This window comes from Moritella sp. (assembly GCF_013215705.1).
GTDB lineage: Bacteria > Pseudomonadota > Gammaproteobacteria > Enterobacterales > Moritellaceae > Moritella.
On record NZ_JABSQR010000004.1, the window covers coordinates 297,488 to 316,647 of the forward strand.

Annotated in this window: 17 protein-coding genes; 9 read left to right on the forward strand and 8 right to left on the reverse strand. The window is 41.8% G+C overall.

From position 1 onward, the window contains the following. Positions 1-72: 72 nt before the first annotated feature. From puuE to HRT96_RS01760, 6 genes are all read left to right on the forward strand, one after another. Positions 73-987, forward strand: coding sequence for an allantoinase PuuE (gene puuE / locus HRT96_RS01735; RefSeq protein WP_293151327.1), 915 nt, complete (start codon positions 73-75; stop codon positions 985-987). 1 nt (position 988) lies between these two features. After that, positions 989-1,516, forward strand: a complete 528-nt coding sequence (uraD, locus tag HRT96_RS01740) for a 2-oxo-4-hydroxy-4-carboxy-5-ureidoimidazoline decarboxylase (RefSeq protein WP_293151330.1) — start codon at positions 989-991, stop codon at positions 1,514-1,516. Between the two features lie 14 nt (positions 1,517-1,530). After that, positions 1,531-2,526 (forward strand): allantoicase, encoded by a 996-nt coding sequence (gene alc / locus HRT96_RS01745; protein WP_293151333.1) that lies wholly within the window; start codon positions 1,531-1,533, stop codon positions 2,524-2,526. Further along, complete coding sequence (locus tag HRT96_RS01750; RefSeq protein WP_293151390.1) at positions 2,526-3,062, forward strand: ureidoglycolate lyase; 537 nt, start codon at positions 2,526-2,528, stop codon at positions 3,060-3,062. The genes alc and HRT96_RS01750 overlap by 1 nt, the downstream gene beginning before the upstream one ends. Positions 3,063-3,077: 15 nt before the next feature. Continuing rightward, a complete protein-coding gene (locus HRT96_RS01755) occupies positions 3,078-4,229 on the forward strand; it encodes a urate hydroxylase PuuD (protein ID WP_293151336.1) in 1,152 nt (383 codons plus the stop codon). A gap of 131 nt (positions 4,230-4,360) precedes the next feature. Further along, positions 4,361-4,933 carry an undecaprenyl-diphosphatase gene (locus tag HRT96_RS01760; RefSeq protein ID WP_293151339.1) on the forward strand — a complete coding sequence of 191 codons (573 nt, stop codon included), beginning with the start codon at positions 4,361-4,363 and terminating at the stop codon, positions 4,931-4,933. A gap of 69 nt (positions 4,934-5,002) precedes the next feature. Here HRT96_RS01760 and HRT96_RS01765 read toward each other — a convergent pair whose 3' ends face one another. Continuing rightward, the gene (locus tag HRT96_RS01765; RefSeq protein WP_293151341.1) at positions 5,003-6,175 is read right to left on the reverse strand and encodes an HD-GYP domain-containing protein; all 1,173 of its coding nucleotides are present in this window, start codon (positions 6,173-6,175) and stop codon (positions 5,003-5,005) included. A 376-nt stretch (positions 6,176-6,551) separates the two neighbouring features. Between HRT96_RS01765 and HRT96_RS01770 the strand changes: the two genes are divergently transcribed. Both HRT96_RS01770 and HRT96_RS01775 read left to right on the forward strand, forming a co-directional pair. Next, positions 6,552-7,454, forward strand: coding sequence for a LysR substrate-binding domain-containing protein (locus HRT96_RS01770; RefSeq protein ID WP_293151343.1), 903 nt, complete (start codon positions 6,552-6,554; stop codon positions 7,452-7,454). Between the two features lie 613 nt (positions 7,455-8,067). Continuing rightward, positions 8,068-8,706, forward strand: coding sequence for a TetR/AcrR family transcriptional regulator (locus tag HRT96_RS01775; protein ID WP_293151346.1), 639 nt, complete (start codon positions 8,068-8,070; stop codon positions 8,704-8,706). Here HRT96_RS01775 and HRT96_RS01780 read toward each other — a convergent pair. After that, the gene (locus HRT96_RS01780) at positions 8,703-9,635 is read right to left on the reverse strand and encodes a glycosyltransferase family 2 protein (protein ID WP_293151349.1); all 933 of its coding nucleotides are present in this window, start codon (positions 9,633-9,635) and stop codon (positions 8,703-8,705) included. The two genes, HRT96_RS01775 and HRT96_RS01780, sit on opposite strands and share 4 nt — an antisense overlap. Positions 9,636-9,833: 198 nt before the next feature. On the opposite strand from HRT96_RS01780, the gene HRT96_RS01785 reads away from it, so the two are divergent. Further along, a complete protein-coding gene (locus HRT96_RS01785) occupies positions 9,834-10,997 on the forward strand; it encodes a glycosyltransferase (RefSeq protein WP_293151354.1) in 1,164 nt (387 codons plus the stop codon). An 88-nt stretch (positions 10,998-11,085) separates the two neighbouring features. On the opposite strand, the gene guaD is transcribed toward HRT96_RS01785, so the two are convergent. From guaD to HRT96_RS01815, 6 genes are all read right to left on the reverse strand, one after another. After that, complete coding sequence (guaD, locus tag HRT96_RS01790; RefSeq protein ID WP_293151357.1) at positions 11,086-12,393, reverse strand: guanine deaminase; 1,308 nt, start codon at positions 12,391-12,393, stop codon at positions 11,086-11,088. Between the two features lie 87 nt (positions 12,394-12,480). Continuing rightward, complete coding sequence (gene xdhC / locus HRT96_RS01795) at positions 12,481-13,317, reverse strand: xanthine dehydrogenase accessory protein XdhC (RefSeq protein ID WP_293151360.1); 837 nt, start codon at positions 13,315-13,317, stop codon at positions 12,481-12,483. A gap of 28 nt (positions 13,318-13,345) precedes the next feature. Then, entirely contained in the window at positions 13,346-15,778 is a 2,433-nt protein-coding gene (gene xdhB / locus HRT96_RS01800; protein WP_293151363.1) for a xanthine dehydrogenase molybdopterin binding subunit, read from the reverse strand. Next, complete coding sequence (xdhA, locus tag HRT96_RS01805; protein WP_293151366.1) at positions 15,771-17,216, reverse strand: xanthine dehydrogenase small subunit; 1,446 nt, start codon at positions 17,214-17,216, stop codon at positions 15,771-15,773. The genes xdhB and xdhA overlap by 8 nt, the downstream gene beginning before the upstream one ends. Before the next feature lie 301 nt (positions 17,217-17,517). After that, on the reverse strand, positions 17,518-18,243 hold the full coding sequence (locus tag HRT96_RS01810; RefSeq protein ID WP_293133446.1) for a GntR family transcriptional regulator: 726 nt from the start codon (positions 18,241-18,243) through the stop codon (positions 17,518-17,520). Positions 18,244-18,397: 154 nt separating this feature from the next. Then, the coding region (locus tag HRT96_RS01815; protein WP_293151369.1) for a VC2046/SO_2500 family protein at positions 18,398-19,160 on the reverse strand (763 nt) is incomplete at its 5' end.

Genomic DNA, 19,160 nt, shown 5'->3' on the forward strand with positions numbered 1-19,160 from the left:
GTTTAACAACGTGATTACTTATCTATAATTTAAAGAGTGATTAGCGAAATATACGCATAATAAGGAGTCATGATGACTGTTGCCTATCCCAGAGATCTTATTGGTTATGGCCAAAATGTGCCAAATGCCAACTGGCCTAACAAAGCCCGCTTAGCGATCTCATTTGTTCTTAACTATGAAGAAGGTGGCGAACGTTGCATATTACATGGCGATAGTGAATCAGAAGCTTTTTTATCCGAAATGCCAGGCGCAGTACCACTACAAGGCGTGCGTAATCTCAGTATGGAGTCTTGTTATGAGTATGGCAGCCGTGCGGGGGTTTGGCGCTTGTTAAGCTTATTCGCTGACTATCAAATACCACTCACTATATTTGCAGTTGCAATGGCGTTAGAAAGACACCCGGATGTCGCCAAAGCATTTGTTGCTGCCAATCACGAAATTTGTAGTCATGGTTATCGTTGGCTTGATTATCAATATACCGATGAAGCCGAAGAGCGTGAACACTTACATAAAGCTATCGACATTATCAAAGCATTAACCGGTAAACGTCCAACAGGTTGGTATACAGGTAGACTCGGTCCTAATACTCGACGTTTAGTGGCTGAAGAAGGCGGATTTCTGTATGACTCAGATGCTTATGATGATGACCTACCGTATTGGGTCAACGCCAACAATCAACCGCACCTAGTGATCCCTTATACCCTAGATGTGAATGACATGCGCTTTGCAACCCCACAAGGTTTTAATAGTGGCGAGCAATTCTTTCAATACTTAAAAGACAGCTTCGACACCCTTTATGCTGAAGGTATAACATCGCCAAAAATGATGTCAGTCGGGCTACATTGCCGCTTAATAGGCCGTCCGGGTCGTGTGGCGTCACTAAAGCGCTTCTTAGATTACGTAAAGCAACATGATGATGTGTGGCTATGTACACGAGAGCAAATAGCAAATCACTGGATCAAACATCACCCATACAAGGACGCGTAACATGACACGTTTTAATACCTGCACCCCAAGTCAACTATCGCAATCCGATTTTGTGGCGGTGTTTGCTGATATCTATGAACACAGCCCTTGGGTAGCAGAAGCAGCATTTCAACAATTTCAACATCAAGGTATTGATGACGATATCGATGATATTGCGAGACTGCAGCAATGCATGGCAGATATTTTGCTCGCAGCTAGCGATGAAAAAAAACTGGCTTTAATCAATGCCCACCCTGATTTAGCTGGCCGTGCAGCAGTTAATGGTGAACTTACCACCGCATCAACCTCTGAACAAACTGATGCAGGGATAGATCAATGCACCGCCGAAGAATTTACCCATTTCACACAGCTCAACGATGCCTATAAAGCGAAATTTAATTTCCCTTTCATCAAAGCAGTGCGCGGCGCTAACCGCTTTTTAATCTTAGCTGACTTTAAACGTCGTATTCAAAATGATATCGACACCGAGTTCAAGCAAGCATTATTAGAGATAAACAAAATAGCCGAATTTCGCTTAAACGACCTATAACAAGGACGACTACAATGACTACTGTATTAAACTTTGACCGACATATTAACCTTGCAGATGAAAAGCTCGGTGCTGAAGCCATTTTTGCGACTGATGACTTTTTTGCTGATAAGCAACGTATGCTAAAAACCGAATCCGCCGTATTTGTCCCTGATTTATATGATGAAAACGGCAAATGGATGGACGGTTGGGAATCTCGCCGTAAGCGTCATGAAGGTTATGATTACTGCATAGTTCGCCTTGGTTTACCTGGTTCAATTGAAGGTTTAAACATTGATACAGCAAACTTCACCGGTAACTATGCACCTTCAGCATCGGTTGATGCATGTTTTGTTGCTGACGGTCAAGATCCACAAGAAGATACAGAGTGGACAGAGATCTTAGGTTCAGAATCATTACAAGGTGACAGCCAACATTTATTTAGCCTAACAGGCGATACCGTTTATACCCATGTACGACTTAACATTTACCCTGATGGTGGTGTTGCGCGTTTACGTGTTTACGGTAAGCCAAGTATTAACTGGGAGTCTATCGCAGCAGACCAAGAAATTGATTTAGCGGCAACCGTTAACGGCGGTCGTGCGATCGCGTGTAACGATGAACACTTTGGCGTAATGGGTAATTTATTAAACCCAGGTCGAGGGGTCAACATGGGTGACGGTTGGGAAACTGCACGTCGTCGTACACCCGGTAATGACTGGGTGATTATCGCGTTAGGTAACAAAGGTAGCGTTAATCGTATCGAAATCGATACTGCTCACTTTAAAGGTAACTTCCCAGATTCAATCAACATTCAAGCAGCTTGTGTGGCTGGCGGTACTGAAGAACAGATCCAAGCGCAGAGCTTATTCTGGCGTGAACTGTTACCTGTACAAAAGTTATCTGCTGATAATATTCATCACTTCCAAGAACAAGTAAACACACTCGGTGATATTACCCATATCCGCGTCAATATTTACCCAGACGGTGGGATTAGCCGTGTTCGCATGTTTGGTACCGTATCGAAATGATGACTAACATTATCGCACTTGAACCATTAACCGCTGAAGCGTTTAAACCTTACGGGGATGTGATCGCAACAAGGGATCGTGAATATTTCATGATCAACAATGGCTCAACGCGTCGCTATCATCAGCTTGCCGATGTAGACACCGAAACGGAGGGTGGTCGTACGATCATCAGTATCTTTCAGGCAACACCATTAACTTATCCATTGTCGGTAGGCATGATGGAACGCCACCCGTTAGGTTCACAAGCGTTTATTCCTTTATTTGGCAATGCGTATTTAATTTTAGTCGCCGCGCCAACCGGTGATCTAGAACAAGACCGATTAGATAGTCAAACCATTCGTGGTTTTATCAGTGATGGATCACAGGGTGTTAATTATCATAAAGGTGTGTGGCACCACCCTATCCTCGCGTTAACCGAACAAGATAAATTCTTGATTGTCGATCGCGCAGGTCCGGGAAACAACTGTGAAGAAGTACATTTTACCGATGCTGAAACACGCATATTTAATAAAGGCGTACTTGGTACGCAACTATAATAACAGGGAGTATTTATGGATCCGCATATTACGGAATGGCTGAATCTTGCGATTCGATGGATGCATATGATTTTTGGTATCGCTTGGATCGGTGCCTCATTCTATTTTGTATGGCTAGAAAATCACCTTAACCGCATCAATCCAAAAACAGGGTTAGCTGGCGATCTTTGGGCTATTCATGGTGGTGGTATTTATCACTTAGAAAAATACAAACTTGCACCAGAAAAAATGCCAGAAACCTTACATTGGTTTAAATGGGAAGCATACACCACTTTCCTTAGCGGTATCTCACTGTTAACGGTTGTGTATTATTTCAACGCACAATCTATGCTGATCGCACCAGCGTCGGGCTTAGTCGAATGGCAAGGTATTGCGATTGGTATCGCTACGATTGTACTGGGTTGGATTGTTTATCATGTATTATGTGAATCACCATTAGCACAGAAACCCGCCTTAATGGGCGCGGTATTAATGCTTATGATTATTGCCGTTGCATATGGACTATCACTGGTATTCACAGGCCGTGCTGCTTATATCCATGTTGGCGCGATGATCGGCTCTATCATGGTCGGTAACGTATTCTTTGTGATCATGCCGGGCCAGCGTAAAATGGTGGCTGCGGTATCGAAAGGTGAACAACCTGATCCTAGAGATCCTGCTAAAGCACTATTACGCTCGCGTCATAATAACTACCTGACATTACCAGTGTTATTTATCATGATCAGTAATCACTTCCCAAGTACCTATGGCAGTGAGTACAACTGGTTAATATTAGCGGCGGTATCGATTATCAGTGTATTAGTACGTCATTACTTTAATACCCGCCATCTGCATCAAAAATACGCTTGGACATTACCGTTTGCTGCTTTCGCCATGATCACATTAGCGTTTGTGACGAAACCAACAGTCGATAACAGCGCACCACAAGTGGCGTTTAGTGAAGTACAAACTATTGTCATCGAACGTTGCGCAATGTGTCATGCGACGGCCGGTGTAGCACCAATGGCAGGTGTTCATCTTGATACTCCAGAGAATATCAAGTTAAATTCAGACCGGGTATTATCAGCTGTGCGCAACCGCGTTATGCCACAAGGCAATATCACCAAAATGACCGATGATGAACGCACCATCGTCGTCAATTGGATCAACCAAGGCGCGAAAATTTAAGCGCTTAACGGTCCGTATAAAACGATAAATGCTACCCACAACATTGTGTGGTAGCGTTTTAACAATATCAATGGAACAAAAAACCTCCAAACTTGTCCTAACGCTATATAAAATCATAATAAGTTGCGTTAATGGAACAATTAAACAATCACCTCTTTTCGACCATCAATCAGTTTGCTGGCCAAAACCAATTCTTTGACTACCTTTTCATTTGCTTCGCAGAAGCGATGCCTTATGCTTTTATCGCATTGGTCGTGATCTTATGGTTTTGCAGTAAAGAACAATCGAAGCGTTATCTTATTAGTGCAACGCTGACTTCTGTTGTTGGTATCACGATTAATACACTTATTGCTCAGGTTTATTTCCACCCGCGCCCTTTTATGAACGATTTGGGTACAACGCTTGTCGCTCATGCGCCAAGTACATCATTTCCCTCTGATCACACCACATTTATGTTTTGTATCACCTTTAGCTTACTGTGCCATCAAACAACAAGAACAGTCGCATTAGGATTGACGGTATTAGCCGTTATCGGGGGATTATCTCGGGTCTATATTGGCGTGCATTTTCCTTTCGACATAGCCGCAGCAGCGGTTGTCAGTGGCTTTGCAGCAATGGTAGTACATGCCGCGCGTTATAAACTGCAGGCATGCTACAACATGATTATTGCAACAGGGGAAGTCTTAACAAAGCGGATGTTATAATTAGATGATAAAATGAGGGGGTAACCAGCAATACTTGAGTATTTGCTGGTTACTACGCTGTGCTAATCGTTACGCTTCACTAACTAAGAAACGCATGATCTCTGCCATGTCTAAGTTAAAATCATCCGCTCTTACCGACTCAGCAATACCATCATCGACCATCGACAGATCAATCTGATTCGAATTTTCGAAATCTCGCTTATCTAAACTATAAAACGAGTTCACTTTAGGGCGAGTAGGATCGATCTTATTGTAACTTTCAACAATCGCTAAACGATTAGAGTTTAATTTAACCAGTGAGCCAACCGGATACACGCCCATACATTTAATAAAGGCATGGACTAAGTTCAAATCTAATTGTCCATCTTGAGCAAGACTACGCAAAATAGAGAAGGATTTTAACTGGGTCAAACCTTCCTTATAACAGCGGTTGGCCGTTAATGCATCATAGATGTCACAGATAGACAGCATTCTGCCATAGCGAGATATTTTCTGCCCAGCTAAACCGAACGGATAACCTTCACCATTTAATTTTTCATGATGACAAGCTGCAACATTTAAGCTGGCTTTCGAAATACCCGGAATTGATTTAATAATATCGATAGAGTGATTGACATGTAGTTTCATAATCTCAAACTCATCAGCGGTCAATTTCCCCGGCTTATGCAGAATATGGTCTGGTGTGCGAATCTTGCCGATATCATGCAAAAAAGCACCTATAGCAAGCTCTTCGATATCCGTTTTGTTAATCCCTAAATAACGACAAAATAACGCCATTAACATAGAGACCGCAAATGAATGCTCTAACAAATACTCATCTTTATTACGGATATTAACCGCGCACATTAACGCGTCAGAATTGGTAAATATGGTCTCAATTAATTCACTAGTGAGCGTTTTAACTGACAGAAGGTCTATTTCCATTCCTTCTTCAATGTGCTGAAACATTCTCTTCTGTATTTCTTTAGACGTTGAGATAAGCGCCTTAGCTTGCGTCATCTTCACACTGAAATTACGTTTACGTTCAAGTGTATCAGCGCTTAAAGCATCCGCCGCCATTTTTTCATCAAATTTTTCGGTATCAACTAATACCCGTTTAATCCCAAATTCAATCAGTTTATTAAGTACAATCTCATTTTTCACCCATTCTGCTTGTGTAAGCCTGAAACTGCCTGTTTGAACAGTTATTTTTTCGATGTAAGTACCAACAACAATGTCGGTAATATCTTGTTCTATAAGCATTACAACTAACTCAAGAAAGGTTACAGTTTCAATGATAGCTATTTTATCACCATATAACCCGCAAATACACCAAATAACCGACCTGCTCTTTATGCTAATACTACAATTTTCATTTTATGTTCAAGGTACATAGCTTGTAACTTAACCGCTAAACATTTTAAATAGCATACACTCAGCCAAGCTCCTCAACGAGGTGATAGATAAATTGATTTGTCGCCGTTTGTTACATATCTTTAGTTAATACCAAAAGCGACATTTCTATCGGTGAGAGCACATGACATTTTAAATGGGGTTTAACAGCCGCTATTATATGCATAGCTTTTAATTAATAAAATCTGTATATTTTTAACATTCAGTTAAGAACAGTTGAACAAGTATGAATCTATCGTTAAAGCAATTACGTGTTTTTGTTGCCGTCAGCCAGCAACAAAGTATTACCCACGCAGCAAAGACATTATTTCTAACCAAAGCAGCGGTAAGCATGGCATTAAGCGAACTTGAGAATCAATTGGGGCAACAATTATTTGATCGTACCAATAACCGCTTACATCTAAACCCTTACGGTCAACGTTTATTACCTATCGCTGATGAATTACTGCAGCGCGCAGCCAGCATTGACACCTTATTCCTACAATCAGGTCAACTCATTGGTGAGCTTGCAATTGGTGCCAGTGAAACTATAGGTAACCAGTTATGTCCTTGGCTGCTTGCCCAATTCATTCAATTGACAGCACATACCCAACAAACGCTGCATATCAGCAACAGCGCAAATATTGCTGATATGATATTAAGTTACCAATTGGATATCGGGCTTATCGAAGGTGATGTTAAGCACAGTGACATTGAAACAATCCCTTGGATAAAAGATGAAATGTGCATTATTGTCGCCTCAAATCATGCATTGCTGAAAAATACCAGCTTAACGCTGCCAGACTTACGCGACAATACTTGGGTATTACGCGAGCCGGGGTCAGGAAGTCGGGCTTTCTTTGAAAGCCACATTGCCCCCTCTGTTGCACAATGGCAGCTGGCCTACGAGCTAAACTCGATTGAAGCACAACTTAACTTTGTCGCCGCTGGATTAGGTCTGGCCTGCGTCTCTAAATTCAGTGCGACACATGCCTTGGCCAATGGTCGGGTGCAGATATTGCAGCTAGATAACAAATTAGAACGACAATACAAAATAATAATGCACAAAAAAAAATACAAAAGTGAATTAATATCCGCGTTTATCGACTTTAGCCAACAGTGGGATGCAACAGCCTTAATCACCACATAAAGCATTATAAAATCAGTGGTCGCCACCAGCGACGAACAAAACATACGCGAGTATTAATATCATATAGGCTGATAATTTAAGGCAATTAAATGTTGAATCGACCCATATTATCTACCCCGTTTCGGTTCAGACTTTACTACTACAAATTCAAGATTTACATGTACAATACGATCACATCATTAACAATTATACTTTTAATCCTAAATTTTAGGTAAAAAAAAGGAGTAGCAAACGCTACTCCTGTCGTAATAGTTAATTAAATTATTACGCCTGAATACATCGCCAACCTAGCTGGCAATTTCAGGATAAAGTATACTTACTTCTTTGATATAAAATATTCAAATAGCTGTTGCTAGGCAAGCGGTCGAAAGGAATAAAAGTACCCTTGCCAAATAAGTACACATACAACTCAAACTCGTGCGAAGCTTGAGTATCCGTGCTAAGACCATTAAACAAAAAACTGACTTACTGGTCAAGTTTTAATGTGGGATTTGTTAGTTTTTTGTAAAACTCCTATACAATCATATGTCATTATATAATGCATACAGTTTTATATAGCTTTCAATAATGTCTATAACTTTATATAAGTAACTGCGAAAGGATGAATATAAGTATGTCTACCATACGGAAGAAAAACGAAGCAAAGATTTTAAAGGCTGCCAGTCAAGTGTTTGCCAGTGAAGGTTACGCAGCAACAAAAACCATTGATATCGCGAAACTTGCCGGTGTACCTAAGGCTAATGTCTATTATTATTTTGGTAATAAAGAGACACTATACTCTGCTGTATTGGAAACGATCATTGAACCATTACTCAGCGCAACTCATCCGATTGAAACCATTGATAACCCCGCTATCGCCTTAACCGAATACATCAAGACCAAGCTAATCATCTCTCGAGATTATCCTTATGCATCTAAAGTATTTGCCAATGAGATCATGCGTGGTTCGCCATTATTATCACCTGAAATACGCCAGCGTTTAATGAATCAAAGTACCTTTTTGCTCGATAAATTTACGCAATGGATTGACGCGGGTCAGATGGATAACGTATCACCACACCATCTGTTATTTATGATCTGGTCTTCGACCCAAACTTATGCCGACTTTAGCTGGCAGATTAATGCCGTGATGGGGAAATCATCACTGACAGCCAGTGATTATGATGATGCGGCGCATCTCATCAGCCAACTGGTCCTAAAGGGCTGTAATGTGCGCTCTGGTGACGACACCGTGATATCGACTTCTGGTTAGGCACTCGGGCTTAAAATTAATTTTTTTATATCGCCTAAGCCATTTTTAATACGTCGAATTTGAGGGTTAAGTAAAAAAGCATAACCCTCATAACGCAGCGCACGCATAAATTTTTTCTGCGTACGATAATAGTCGGCATACCCTTCTTTTAATTTAGCATCAGCCAAGGTAAACGTATGCTTGCTTAATCCAACCCCACGCTGCTTATAATCGCTAATTATCTGTTCAACACACTCTAGATGTTGTAAACGCTTACTATCAGTCTGAGTTATAGAATCTTTACGTATAAGATACCCTGTATAGCTTTTAGTTAAGACTGCCACTTCAAAGTGCTCACAAATTTTCAGCCACAACTGCCAATCTTCGCAATAACTCATATCCACATCAAACAAGCCAACGGTCTCAAAAACAGATGCTTTGACCATCACGGTTGATGTACCGACCACATTATGAGCCAATACCTGAGCTAAGGGCTGTTTGATACAATGGCTAGACGACGTCACACCTGTAAATTGATTCCAATAACCGAAACAATCAACAATGTACTGGTACTGCTCGTTCGTATGGTCATAATTAGTAAATGACATCGCCACAGTCGGATTCGCCTCATGCAATGCTAACTGCGCCGATAGTTTGCCGTGATACCAATAATCATCAGCATCTAAAAATGCAATATACGTACCCTCGGCTTGCTCTATCGCGGTATTACGCGCACCTGAAGCACCCAGCCCCGAAGTGGTAATAACCTTAACGCAAGCCTCCTGCTGACTTAAACATTCAAGGTATTGAGCGGTCTCATCACTGCTATTATCATTAACAATAATGATTTCGACATCGCTTCGGTCTTGCTCAAAAATACTATTTATCGCTTTCGGCAAATATGCCAAACAGTTATAACTCGGAATAATCACAGACACTGTATACCCCATAACACCACCCTTATGTTATCTGCCGACACCGACGTTTAGCGCCCTGAACAATAATTCCATTTATATACTATTATTTATCAAAGGCTCATTTATTTATCAAAGACTTAATTTTTATAAATTCATGTTGATAAGCCTAGTTAATAAATTTTTTTTGGCTCTAAGATTATGGACAATCGAATACAGAGAGAATGATCTGAGATGAAAAAAGTGGCATTTTTAGCCCCCTCATACCCGGTACTGAGTGAGACATTTATTCGCACTGAAGTGGACTCGGTAAAAGCCTGCGGTCACCCAGTTTGTGTCATGACATTTATCAAATATCATGACTGTAGTGAATTTAGCTATGATACTCATGAGATAGGTGCCAACTTTTACCTGTCTTTGCTGACAACCCTCAGCCTCGCTGGCATGGTAAGAGCACTGTCTTTTATTGCCAAACAGCACGCTATGCCTAAATTATCTTTATTTCGATATAGCCTCAATCTGGCGCTACAAATGCGCAAAGAGGGCGTTAATCATGTCCATGCGCATTTTGCACAGCATACCTGCGCACATGCCATCACTGCCGCTAAAATGATGGGGATAACGAGCTCCTTTGTCGCCCATGGCCATGATCTGTATGAAGCACCTTACGATGTTCACTTGAAGGTGAATAACAGCAATTTTGTGGTTGCGGTGTGCAAAGATATGGAACACCATTTAAAGCAAATTAATAGCGATAAAATAAAGTTATTGCATTGTGGTGTTAAAATTAATGAATTTCCGCCCCCCCAATCATCATCTGCCAAGCGCCATATAACAACCCCGATTAGACTGGTCTTTTTAGGTCGTTTAGTCGAACAAAAAGGCCTAAATTATCTGATCCAAAGTCTGCATGATCTAGCGCAGCAGCACTTGATTACTCTCGATATTATTGGTGATGGAGCACTGCGTTCAAGCTTGCAGCAGCAAGTGCATACATTGGGTTTATCAAAAATAGTGCACTTCCTTGGCGCTAAATCGCCACATTGGGTTCACCATAATCTCGCCACCTTTGATTGCCTCGTCGCGCCATTTTGCGTGTCACAATCAGGTGGCGTTGATACTGGTCCGCTCGTGCTAAAAGAAGCTATGGCTTCTGGTGTCCCTGTGATAACCACAGATCTAATGGGTTGCAAAGAGATTGTCGCGCCAGGTACGGGATTGATTGTAAAACAAAAAGATAGCCAATCACTGAGCCACGCCATCATTGAGTTTATCCATTACCCGTACGAAAAACGTCAAGAAATGAGACGTTTAGCACGCTTAAATATAGAAAATAACTTTGATGCTTTGCATCAGGCAAAAAGTCTATCTCATTGGATTGAAAATTGCGCCAGCTAAGCCGCGAACAGGCATGCTTACTGCTGTATCATTAGGTTAAATAGCCCTATTCAGAACGACTAGTTACAGAATAGTTACGGACTGAATATTACAGACTGCTATAACGGTTTTCACCAAACACATAAGTTTCGCATACAACACGATCATCACCCATGAGCATTAATGCAAACAAGGTTTCTTCTAACGACGTTGAGTTTTCCATACGGAACTTAAGTAAGGGGGTAGCCGCCAAATCTAATACCACGAAATCAGCTTCTTTACCGACTGCCAAGTTACCAATTTTGTCTTCTAAGCGTAATGCTTTCGCGCCGCCTAACGTCGCTAAAAATAATGATTTAAACGGGCTTAACGCCTTGCCCTGCAGCTGCAATACTTTATACGCTTCGTTCATTGTTGATAATAATGAGAAACACGTACCCGCACCTACATCCGTACCCATGCCCACATTAATACCAAATTTTTCTAGGCGTGGCAGATCTAATAGACCTGAACCCAAGAATAAGTTTGACGTAGGGCAGAAAGCGACTGCCGAACCGGTATCAGCTAAACGCTGACATTCGCTATCACACAAATGAATTCCGTGGGCAAATACTGATCGTTCGCTTAACAGACCATGATGGTCGTAAACGTCTAAATAATTAGTACGTTCAGGGAATAACTCTTTAACCCACTCAATCTCTTTTAAGTTTTCTGATAAATGCGTGTGCAGATACAGATCAGGGTATTCACTTAACAAACGCGCCGCAACATCAAGCTGCTCAGGAGTGCTTGTCGGGGCAAAACGAGGCGTAACCGCATAGTGTAAACGGCCTTTGTGGTGCCAGCGTTCGATCAGCTCTTTACTGTCTTCATAACAACTTTCAAGGGTATCAGTTAAGAAATCAGGCGCATTACGATCCATCATCACTTTACCGCAGATGATACGCATATTACGTAATTGTGCTTGGGTGAAGAAGCTATCAACCGATTGTTTATGCACAGTACCAAACACTAACGCGGTCGTGGTACCGTTACTCATTAACTCTTGTAAGAAGATCTCTGCCACTTTAGTCGCATGCTCAGGATCATCAAACTTACCTTCCGCTGGGAAAGTATAGTTATTTAACCAATCGAGTAATTGCTCACCATACGACGCGATCATACCCGTCTGTGGGTAATGCACATGGGTATCAATAAAACCCGATGTGATGATTTTATTTTCAAATATTTTAACATCGATATCGCTGCTTTCATCAGCAAGAATGTCTTGGGCATTACCTAGCGCTTGCACGATACCGTTTTCAATAATCATGGCACCGTCAGCAAAATATTCGTACGAATTTTCCATACCGACTTTATCGGGATCACCAATGCTGTGTAATATTGCTGATCGGTATGCGGTTCGAATTGTACTCATTTAAAAATTCCTTCATTATGCTGCTGCATCGTATCTCACGCTATCCTAATACTCTGGTGATAGCGTGTCTACAAAACACTGCCTATATTAGGCTAACTTAGCGATATCACTATTTACTTGTACGAGATTAGGTTTTTGTTTATTTTCTAATGCTCTGCTTTGGTAGGTTGCAATTAATTCACCGGCAACCGAAATCGCGATCTCAGCAGGATGTTTACCCACCACCGCACTAATGCCAATCGGGCAGATCATCTGATTTATCTGGGTATCAGTGAAATCACGCGCCCGTAACCGATATTGGAAACGTTTTTTCTTGGTTTGCGAGCCTATCATGCCGAAATACTTCGCATCACCACGTTTTAAAATTGCCCTAGCTAAATCAAAATCCAGTTGATGATTATGCGTCATCACCAGATAGTAGCTATCTTTGGGCATATCAAGCACATCCCCCGCCGGATCATCACTGACTAACTTGGTGACATTATCAGGTAACTGCGCCGGAAACTGTTCTTCACGCTCATCAATCCAAGTAACGCGAAATGGCAAGGTTGCAACAACATGCAATAACGCTTTCGCCACATGTCCAGCCCCAAACACCACCAAATGCTGTAGTGACTGCCCAATCGGTTCAAACATCAAGGTCGCACTGCCACCGCAGCACTGTCCTAAGCGAGCGCCTAAATCAAAGCGTTCCACGACCAATGACTCTTTGCCTTCAGTTAACATTTCACGCGCAATTTTAGTCGCCAGATGTTCTAAATGACCGCCGCCAATAGTGGCATATAGTTGATCTTGTGTGACCAGCATTTTGGTACCTGAGTCACGGGGTGTTGAACCATGATGTTCAAGTACAGTGACCATAATACAAACTTCACCACGTTGCTTTAATTCAGCAAGTGGGTCAATCCAATTGTCTTCAAACATCACAGAACTCCTCGCGGATCTACATTAATTAGATCGTCACGCTTTCTACATCAGCGGCACTGATCGCAACCGTTTTCACCTGATTACTTAGGCGTTTTTTTTTCCGTAGATAATCTTCCGCATCCTGCACAGCCCATAACACACGCTCAGGTGTTGCAGGGGTATCTAAATGCGGCATGTACTGATGGTCAGTCACACTCGCAACCGCATCACGTAATGCACTCCACACCGACATGCTTAACATAAATGGCGGTTCACCTACGGCTTTTGAATTATAAACCGTTTGCTCAGGGTTACTGCGGCTTTCAACTAACTGGGTTCTAAAATCGATCGGCGTATCAGTAATGGCAGGGATCTTGTAACCCATAGGGCCATTGGTCGCTAACTTACCTTTGTCATTCCAGACTAACTCTTCGGTGGTTAACCACCCCATGCCTTGAATAAAACCACCTTCGATTTGGCCGATATCAATATCGGGATTCAGTGACGCGCCGACATCATGCAGAATATCCACACGCAAGGTTTTGTACTCACCCGTTAAGGTATCAATGAGCACTTCAGAACAAGAGGCGCCATAGGCATAATAATAGAATGGACGACCTTTCGCCGTCGCGTGATCATAATAGATCTTAGGCGTTTTATAGAAACCGGTACTCGATAGCGAGATCTGATTGAAATAAGCGAGTTGGATCAGATCTGCAAACGTCATGATCTGTTCTCGAATGGTCACTGTATTATTACTAAAAATAACTTCTTCGTCTGTCACCCCAAAGTGCGCTACACAGACATCAATCAAACGTTGCTTAATGGTGCGCGCGGCATTTTGTGCCGCTTTACCATTTAAATCCGTACCCGATGAAGCCGCTGTCGGCGAGGTGTTCGGTACTTTACTGGTATTTGCCGAGGTGATCTGAATATGCTCAATATCTACTTGGAATTCTTGCGCGACAATCTGCGCCACTTTGGTATTAAGCCCTTGGCCCATTTCGGTACCACCGTGACTTAACTGCATACTGCCGTCGGTATAAACATGCAGTAATGCCCCCGCTTGATTCAAGAAAGTTGCGGTAAACGAAATACCAAATTTAACCGGGGTTAACGAAATACCTTTTTTCAAAATAGGACTGGTTTTATTGTATGCATCAATCACTTTACGACGCGCTGCATACTCACTCGTTACTTCGAGATCGGCAACCAACTCATGAATAAAGTTATCTTCTACTTTTTGATAGTAGTGCGTCACATTACGATCATCGATACCATAAAAATTCACTTTACGCACAGCTAATGGATCTTTACCTAACTTACCGGCAATTTCATCCATAATGTGTTCAATCGTCATCATCCCTTGTGGGCCACCAAAACCACGGAAAGCAGTATTTGATGCGGTATTGGTTTTGCAACGATGACCAGTGATGGTCGCGTCACCTAAATAGTAAGCGTTATCCGAGTGGAACATCGCACGGTCAGTGATCGAGCTTGATAGATCCGGTGAATAACCACAGTTACTCGCCACAATAATTTCAATGCCGTTGATTTGGCCATCGTCATTAAAGCCAACTTTGTATTGATTAAAGAACGGATGACGTTTACCTGTCATCATCATGTCTTCAACACGCGGTAAGCGGATCTTAGTTGGTCGTCCCGTTAACTTGGCAAACACCGCACATAAACACGCAGGTCCTGCCGCTTGGGTTTCTTTACCACCAAAACCACCGCCCATACGACGCATATCAATAACCACTTTGTGCATAGGTACGCCAATCACTTCGGCGACCAGTTTTTGCACTTCGGTAGGGTTCTGCGTTGATGCATACACGATCATGCCACCATCTTCTGTGGGCATCACTGACGCCGCTTGCGTTTCTAAATAGAAATGCTCTTGGCCACCAATATGAATACTGCCTTCTAAAATATGCTTCGCCGCTGACAATGCCGCCGCCGAGTTACCGCGTTTTTGTTGATGCGATTCAGTCACAAAGCTCTTCTTCGCTAAGGCTTCTTCGACACATAAAATGGCCGGTAATTCTTCATATTCAATGATTGCTGCTTGTGCCGCTTGACGGGCAATCTCCATTGAACTTGCCGCTACCGCAATCACAGCCTGACCAACATATTCCACTTTACCGTCAGCTAATAATGGGTCTCCCGGTAAGATGGCACCGATATCTAACTCACCCGGTACATCTTTGGCTTCAATCGCTAATTCCACCCCATCAAACTCATAACAAGGCGTTAAATCGATCTTAATAATATTGGCATGCGCCACATCGCTCATACGTACATAGACATGCAACTGGTTTGGATATTCAAGGCGATCATCCACATACACAGCTTCACCCGTTACCTGAATACCGGCGCTATCATGCTTTACATTCTTACCCACACCAGTTGTGATTGAGCGATTCGCTTGTTGTAACAATTGCTGCTGTGATAATTGTACTTTATTGTGATTAGACATAAGACGTTACCCGCGTTTCAATTGTTGTATTTTGTTGTTCTAAATAAAATTTCTTCAGTAAATTTTTGGCTGCTAATGAACGGTATTCTTTACTTGCACGGAAATCAGATAATGGAGAGAAGTCTTTTGCTAATGCTTGCATTGCCGCATCCACGCTGTTGTATTCCCACGTAGCCCCCAGCAATATTTGCTCTGCATGTTGCGCACGCATTGGTGTTGCAGACATCCCACCAAATGCAATGCGAACATCAGTAACAACATTGTTGTTCAGGGTAATATTAAATGCGCCTAATACCGCTGAAATGTCATCATCCAGTCGTTTTGATAATTTATAAGTACGGAATATCTGTGCTGATGTTGGTAACGGAATGATAATTTTGGTAATAAATTCAGCCGCTTTTTGCGCTGTGATCTTATAACCAACAAAATAATCTTCTAAATCCATTAAACGCACATCAGCACCACAACGTAATTCAACTTGTGCATTCAGTGCGATTAACGCTGGCGGTGTATCTCCAATTGGTGATGCATTACCAATATTGCCACCGATCGTGCCTTGGTTGCGCACTTGCAGCGACGCAAAACGGTGTAACAATTCACCAAAGTCAGGGAAGTATAATGCCAAGGTACTGTAGCTATCTGTTAAGCTGCGTGCCGCACCAATTTCAATATGCGTGTCAGTCACAGTAATGTCTTTCATCTCAGCAATATTACCGACCGAGATAAGTGTGTTGATAGGACGATGGAACTGCGTTACTTCCAAGGCTAAATCCGTTCCACCCGCCACAATACGTGCATCAGGATGTTTCACTAATAACGCCGCTAAGTCAGCCACATTATCCGGTGAGTAAGCAGATTGACCGTTACCCGTTAATTCTTGTGTGCCGCTGCACTGAATGGTATTGAGTTTCGCCACGGTCTCAGTTTCTAAACGTTCAAACGCATCAACAATATGCGGTTGCTCTGCTAGCGCCATTGCTGAATCAATAATTGCGCGATAACCAGTACAACGACATAGATTGCCTGCTAATGCTTCAAAAATGGCCTGTTTGTCTGCTGACGGCGTGTTTTTGCTTAAAGCAAACATCGACATAACAAACCCAGGAGTGCAATAACCACATTGGGTACCGTTAAAATCAACAAGCGCTTGTTGCACCTGATGTAAAGTACCGTCTTTAGATTTAAGATCTTCGACAGTGATCAGTTGCTTACCATGTAACGCGGATATAAACGTAATACACGCATTAACTGATGTATAGCGGATCCGCCCATCGACAACATCACCAAGCACAACGGTACAAGCACCGCAGTCTCCTGATGCACAACCTTCTTTAGTACCTTTCTTCGCTTCTTCTTCGCGTAAGAAATTAAGTACTGTGGTGTTGGGTGAAAGGTCAGATACCTGACACATCTTTTGGTTAAGTAGAAACTTAATCAAGTCGTACCTCCTGCGTTATTCCGTAACATTACATTGACATTAATTGCTATTATTTTTTATTATTAGCTGTGTTTTTACTGATTAACCGAGCCTACCAGATCAAAAACCTGACCCAGGAGTCAACTTATTGTTACATAAAAATAACAATTGAGACACAATTTAATGAAATAATTTAAAGGTTATATATACAATTATAGTGAAGATTCGATAAGGCAATAGAAATGGCAGGCAGAAACAACCATGCCAAGTTACATCGAACTTGGCATGGTTTATAGACAATATTTTGAAGATTAACGTTATTTTATTTTTTATTTAACACATTAGAAAAGACAACATGCAGATCGCTGGAAACGGTTTCGCCATCTAAATTCAGTTTAGATTCAATATGTTTTAAATGTTCACGCATTAATAGGCAGGCTTTTTCAGCATCTTTTTCTTCAATGGCATCGAGTAACTCACTGTGCTCATCCAATACGCAGTGCGTACTGGTCGCGACTTCATATTGCGCAATAATTAACGAACTTAACGACACTAAACTACGCTGGAAGTTAAATAAAGGCGCATTACCGGACATTTCGGCCAACTTTAAATGGAACTCACCGGATAACCGTATTGCTTTACCCAAATCACCTTGTTTGGTTGCCTCGTTTTCTGCCACGATTAATTTGCGTAAATGTGAGATCTGTTTATCTGATGCATTTTCAACGGCAAGTTTAATTATTGCCTCTTCTAATGTATGTCGGGCAATAAAAACTTGCTTCGCTTCTTCTACAGAAGGTGATGCCACGACAGCACCACGATTAGGACGGATAACCACTACTTGTTCATGCGATAAACGTAATAGTGCGCGGCGTATAATAGTACGACTCACGCTAAAGATATCACCAAGCGCTTCTTCATTTAACTTGGTACCTGGCGGAAGACGACGTTCAAGGATAGCATCAAAGATATGCGCATAGACGACATCGTCTTGAGCCATTGAGCCTGACTTGCCTTCTGCTTCTACAGAACTACTGAGATCAGACATTATTTTCACCATTGTTAATCCAATTGGGTTATCTCAATACAATTAAGTACGCGCTATAACCTGACATTTATTAATATAAACTCATAATATGTTAACGCTGTGTAACAATCTAGCCTTATCTTGTATCTCATCTTAAAAAAAATGCAAACAATCTTTAGCCATATTCCCTGATCTTCAACGGTTTATCTGCATCATAGCTGTTTAGTACATCTAATAGGCTTGACGTACTCGACTGAGTGTCGAAAGGTGATATGGGCGCGGCAGAGGATTCAGATGATCCCGCAGCTTGAGCCAACTCATTGGCGGTGGGTTTAATTAACGAACCGAGGGCTAATTTTTGTTGTAATAAATGAGAACTGTTTTGTACTACAGATTCGGGCACATAGTTAGTATCACCGACAGCCACACCAATTTCCGGAGAAAAACAGATCTCTAAGCGCATTGCCGCCATATTGTTTTTAGCTGCATATTCATTCAACCGTAACATACGGGCAGCATCATACGCTGACGTATCAACGGCAGGTTGTTTAATTTCGATTTGTTTCTGATCAGAAATGTCAGATGACAACATACTTAATAGCAAAGCAAATTTAGCTCTATCACCATTTACAGCACATTTATTTAATTGTTGGCCAAGTTGTAGCTCATCAATTAAGGCATGTTGTCGTATCGATTGAACGTAAATAAGGTACCTCTTAACAAGATTGCGCGCAGAATAACCAGATTTTGCCGCGAAATAATCAACTAGTAAGTTATCGGCCTGATTTTCAAAATATTTAGCTATTAATTCGAAGTTTTTATTCACATATAGACATTTTCTGATACTATCCGTTCCGTAGTTGTGGAGGGGTTCCCGAGTGGCCAAAGGGATCAGACTGTAAATCTGACGGCTCAGCCTTCGAAGGTTCGAATCCTTC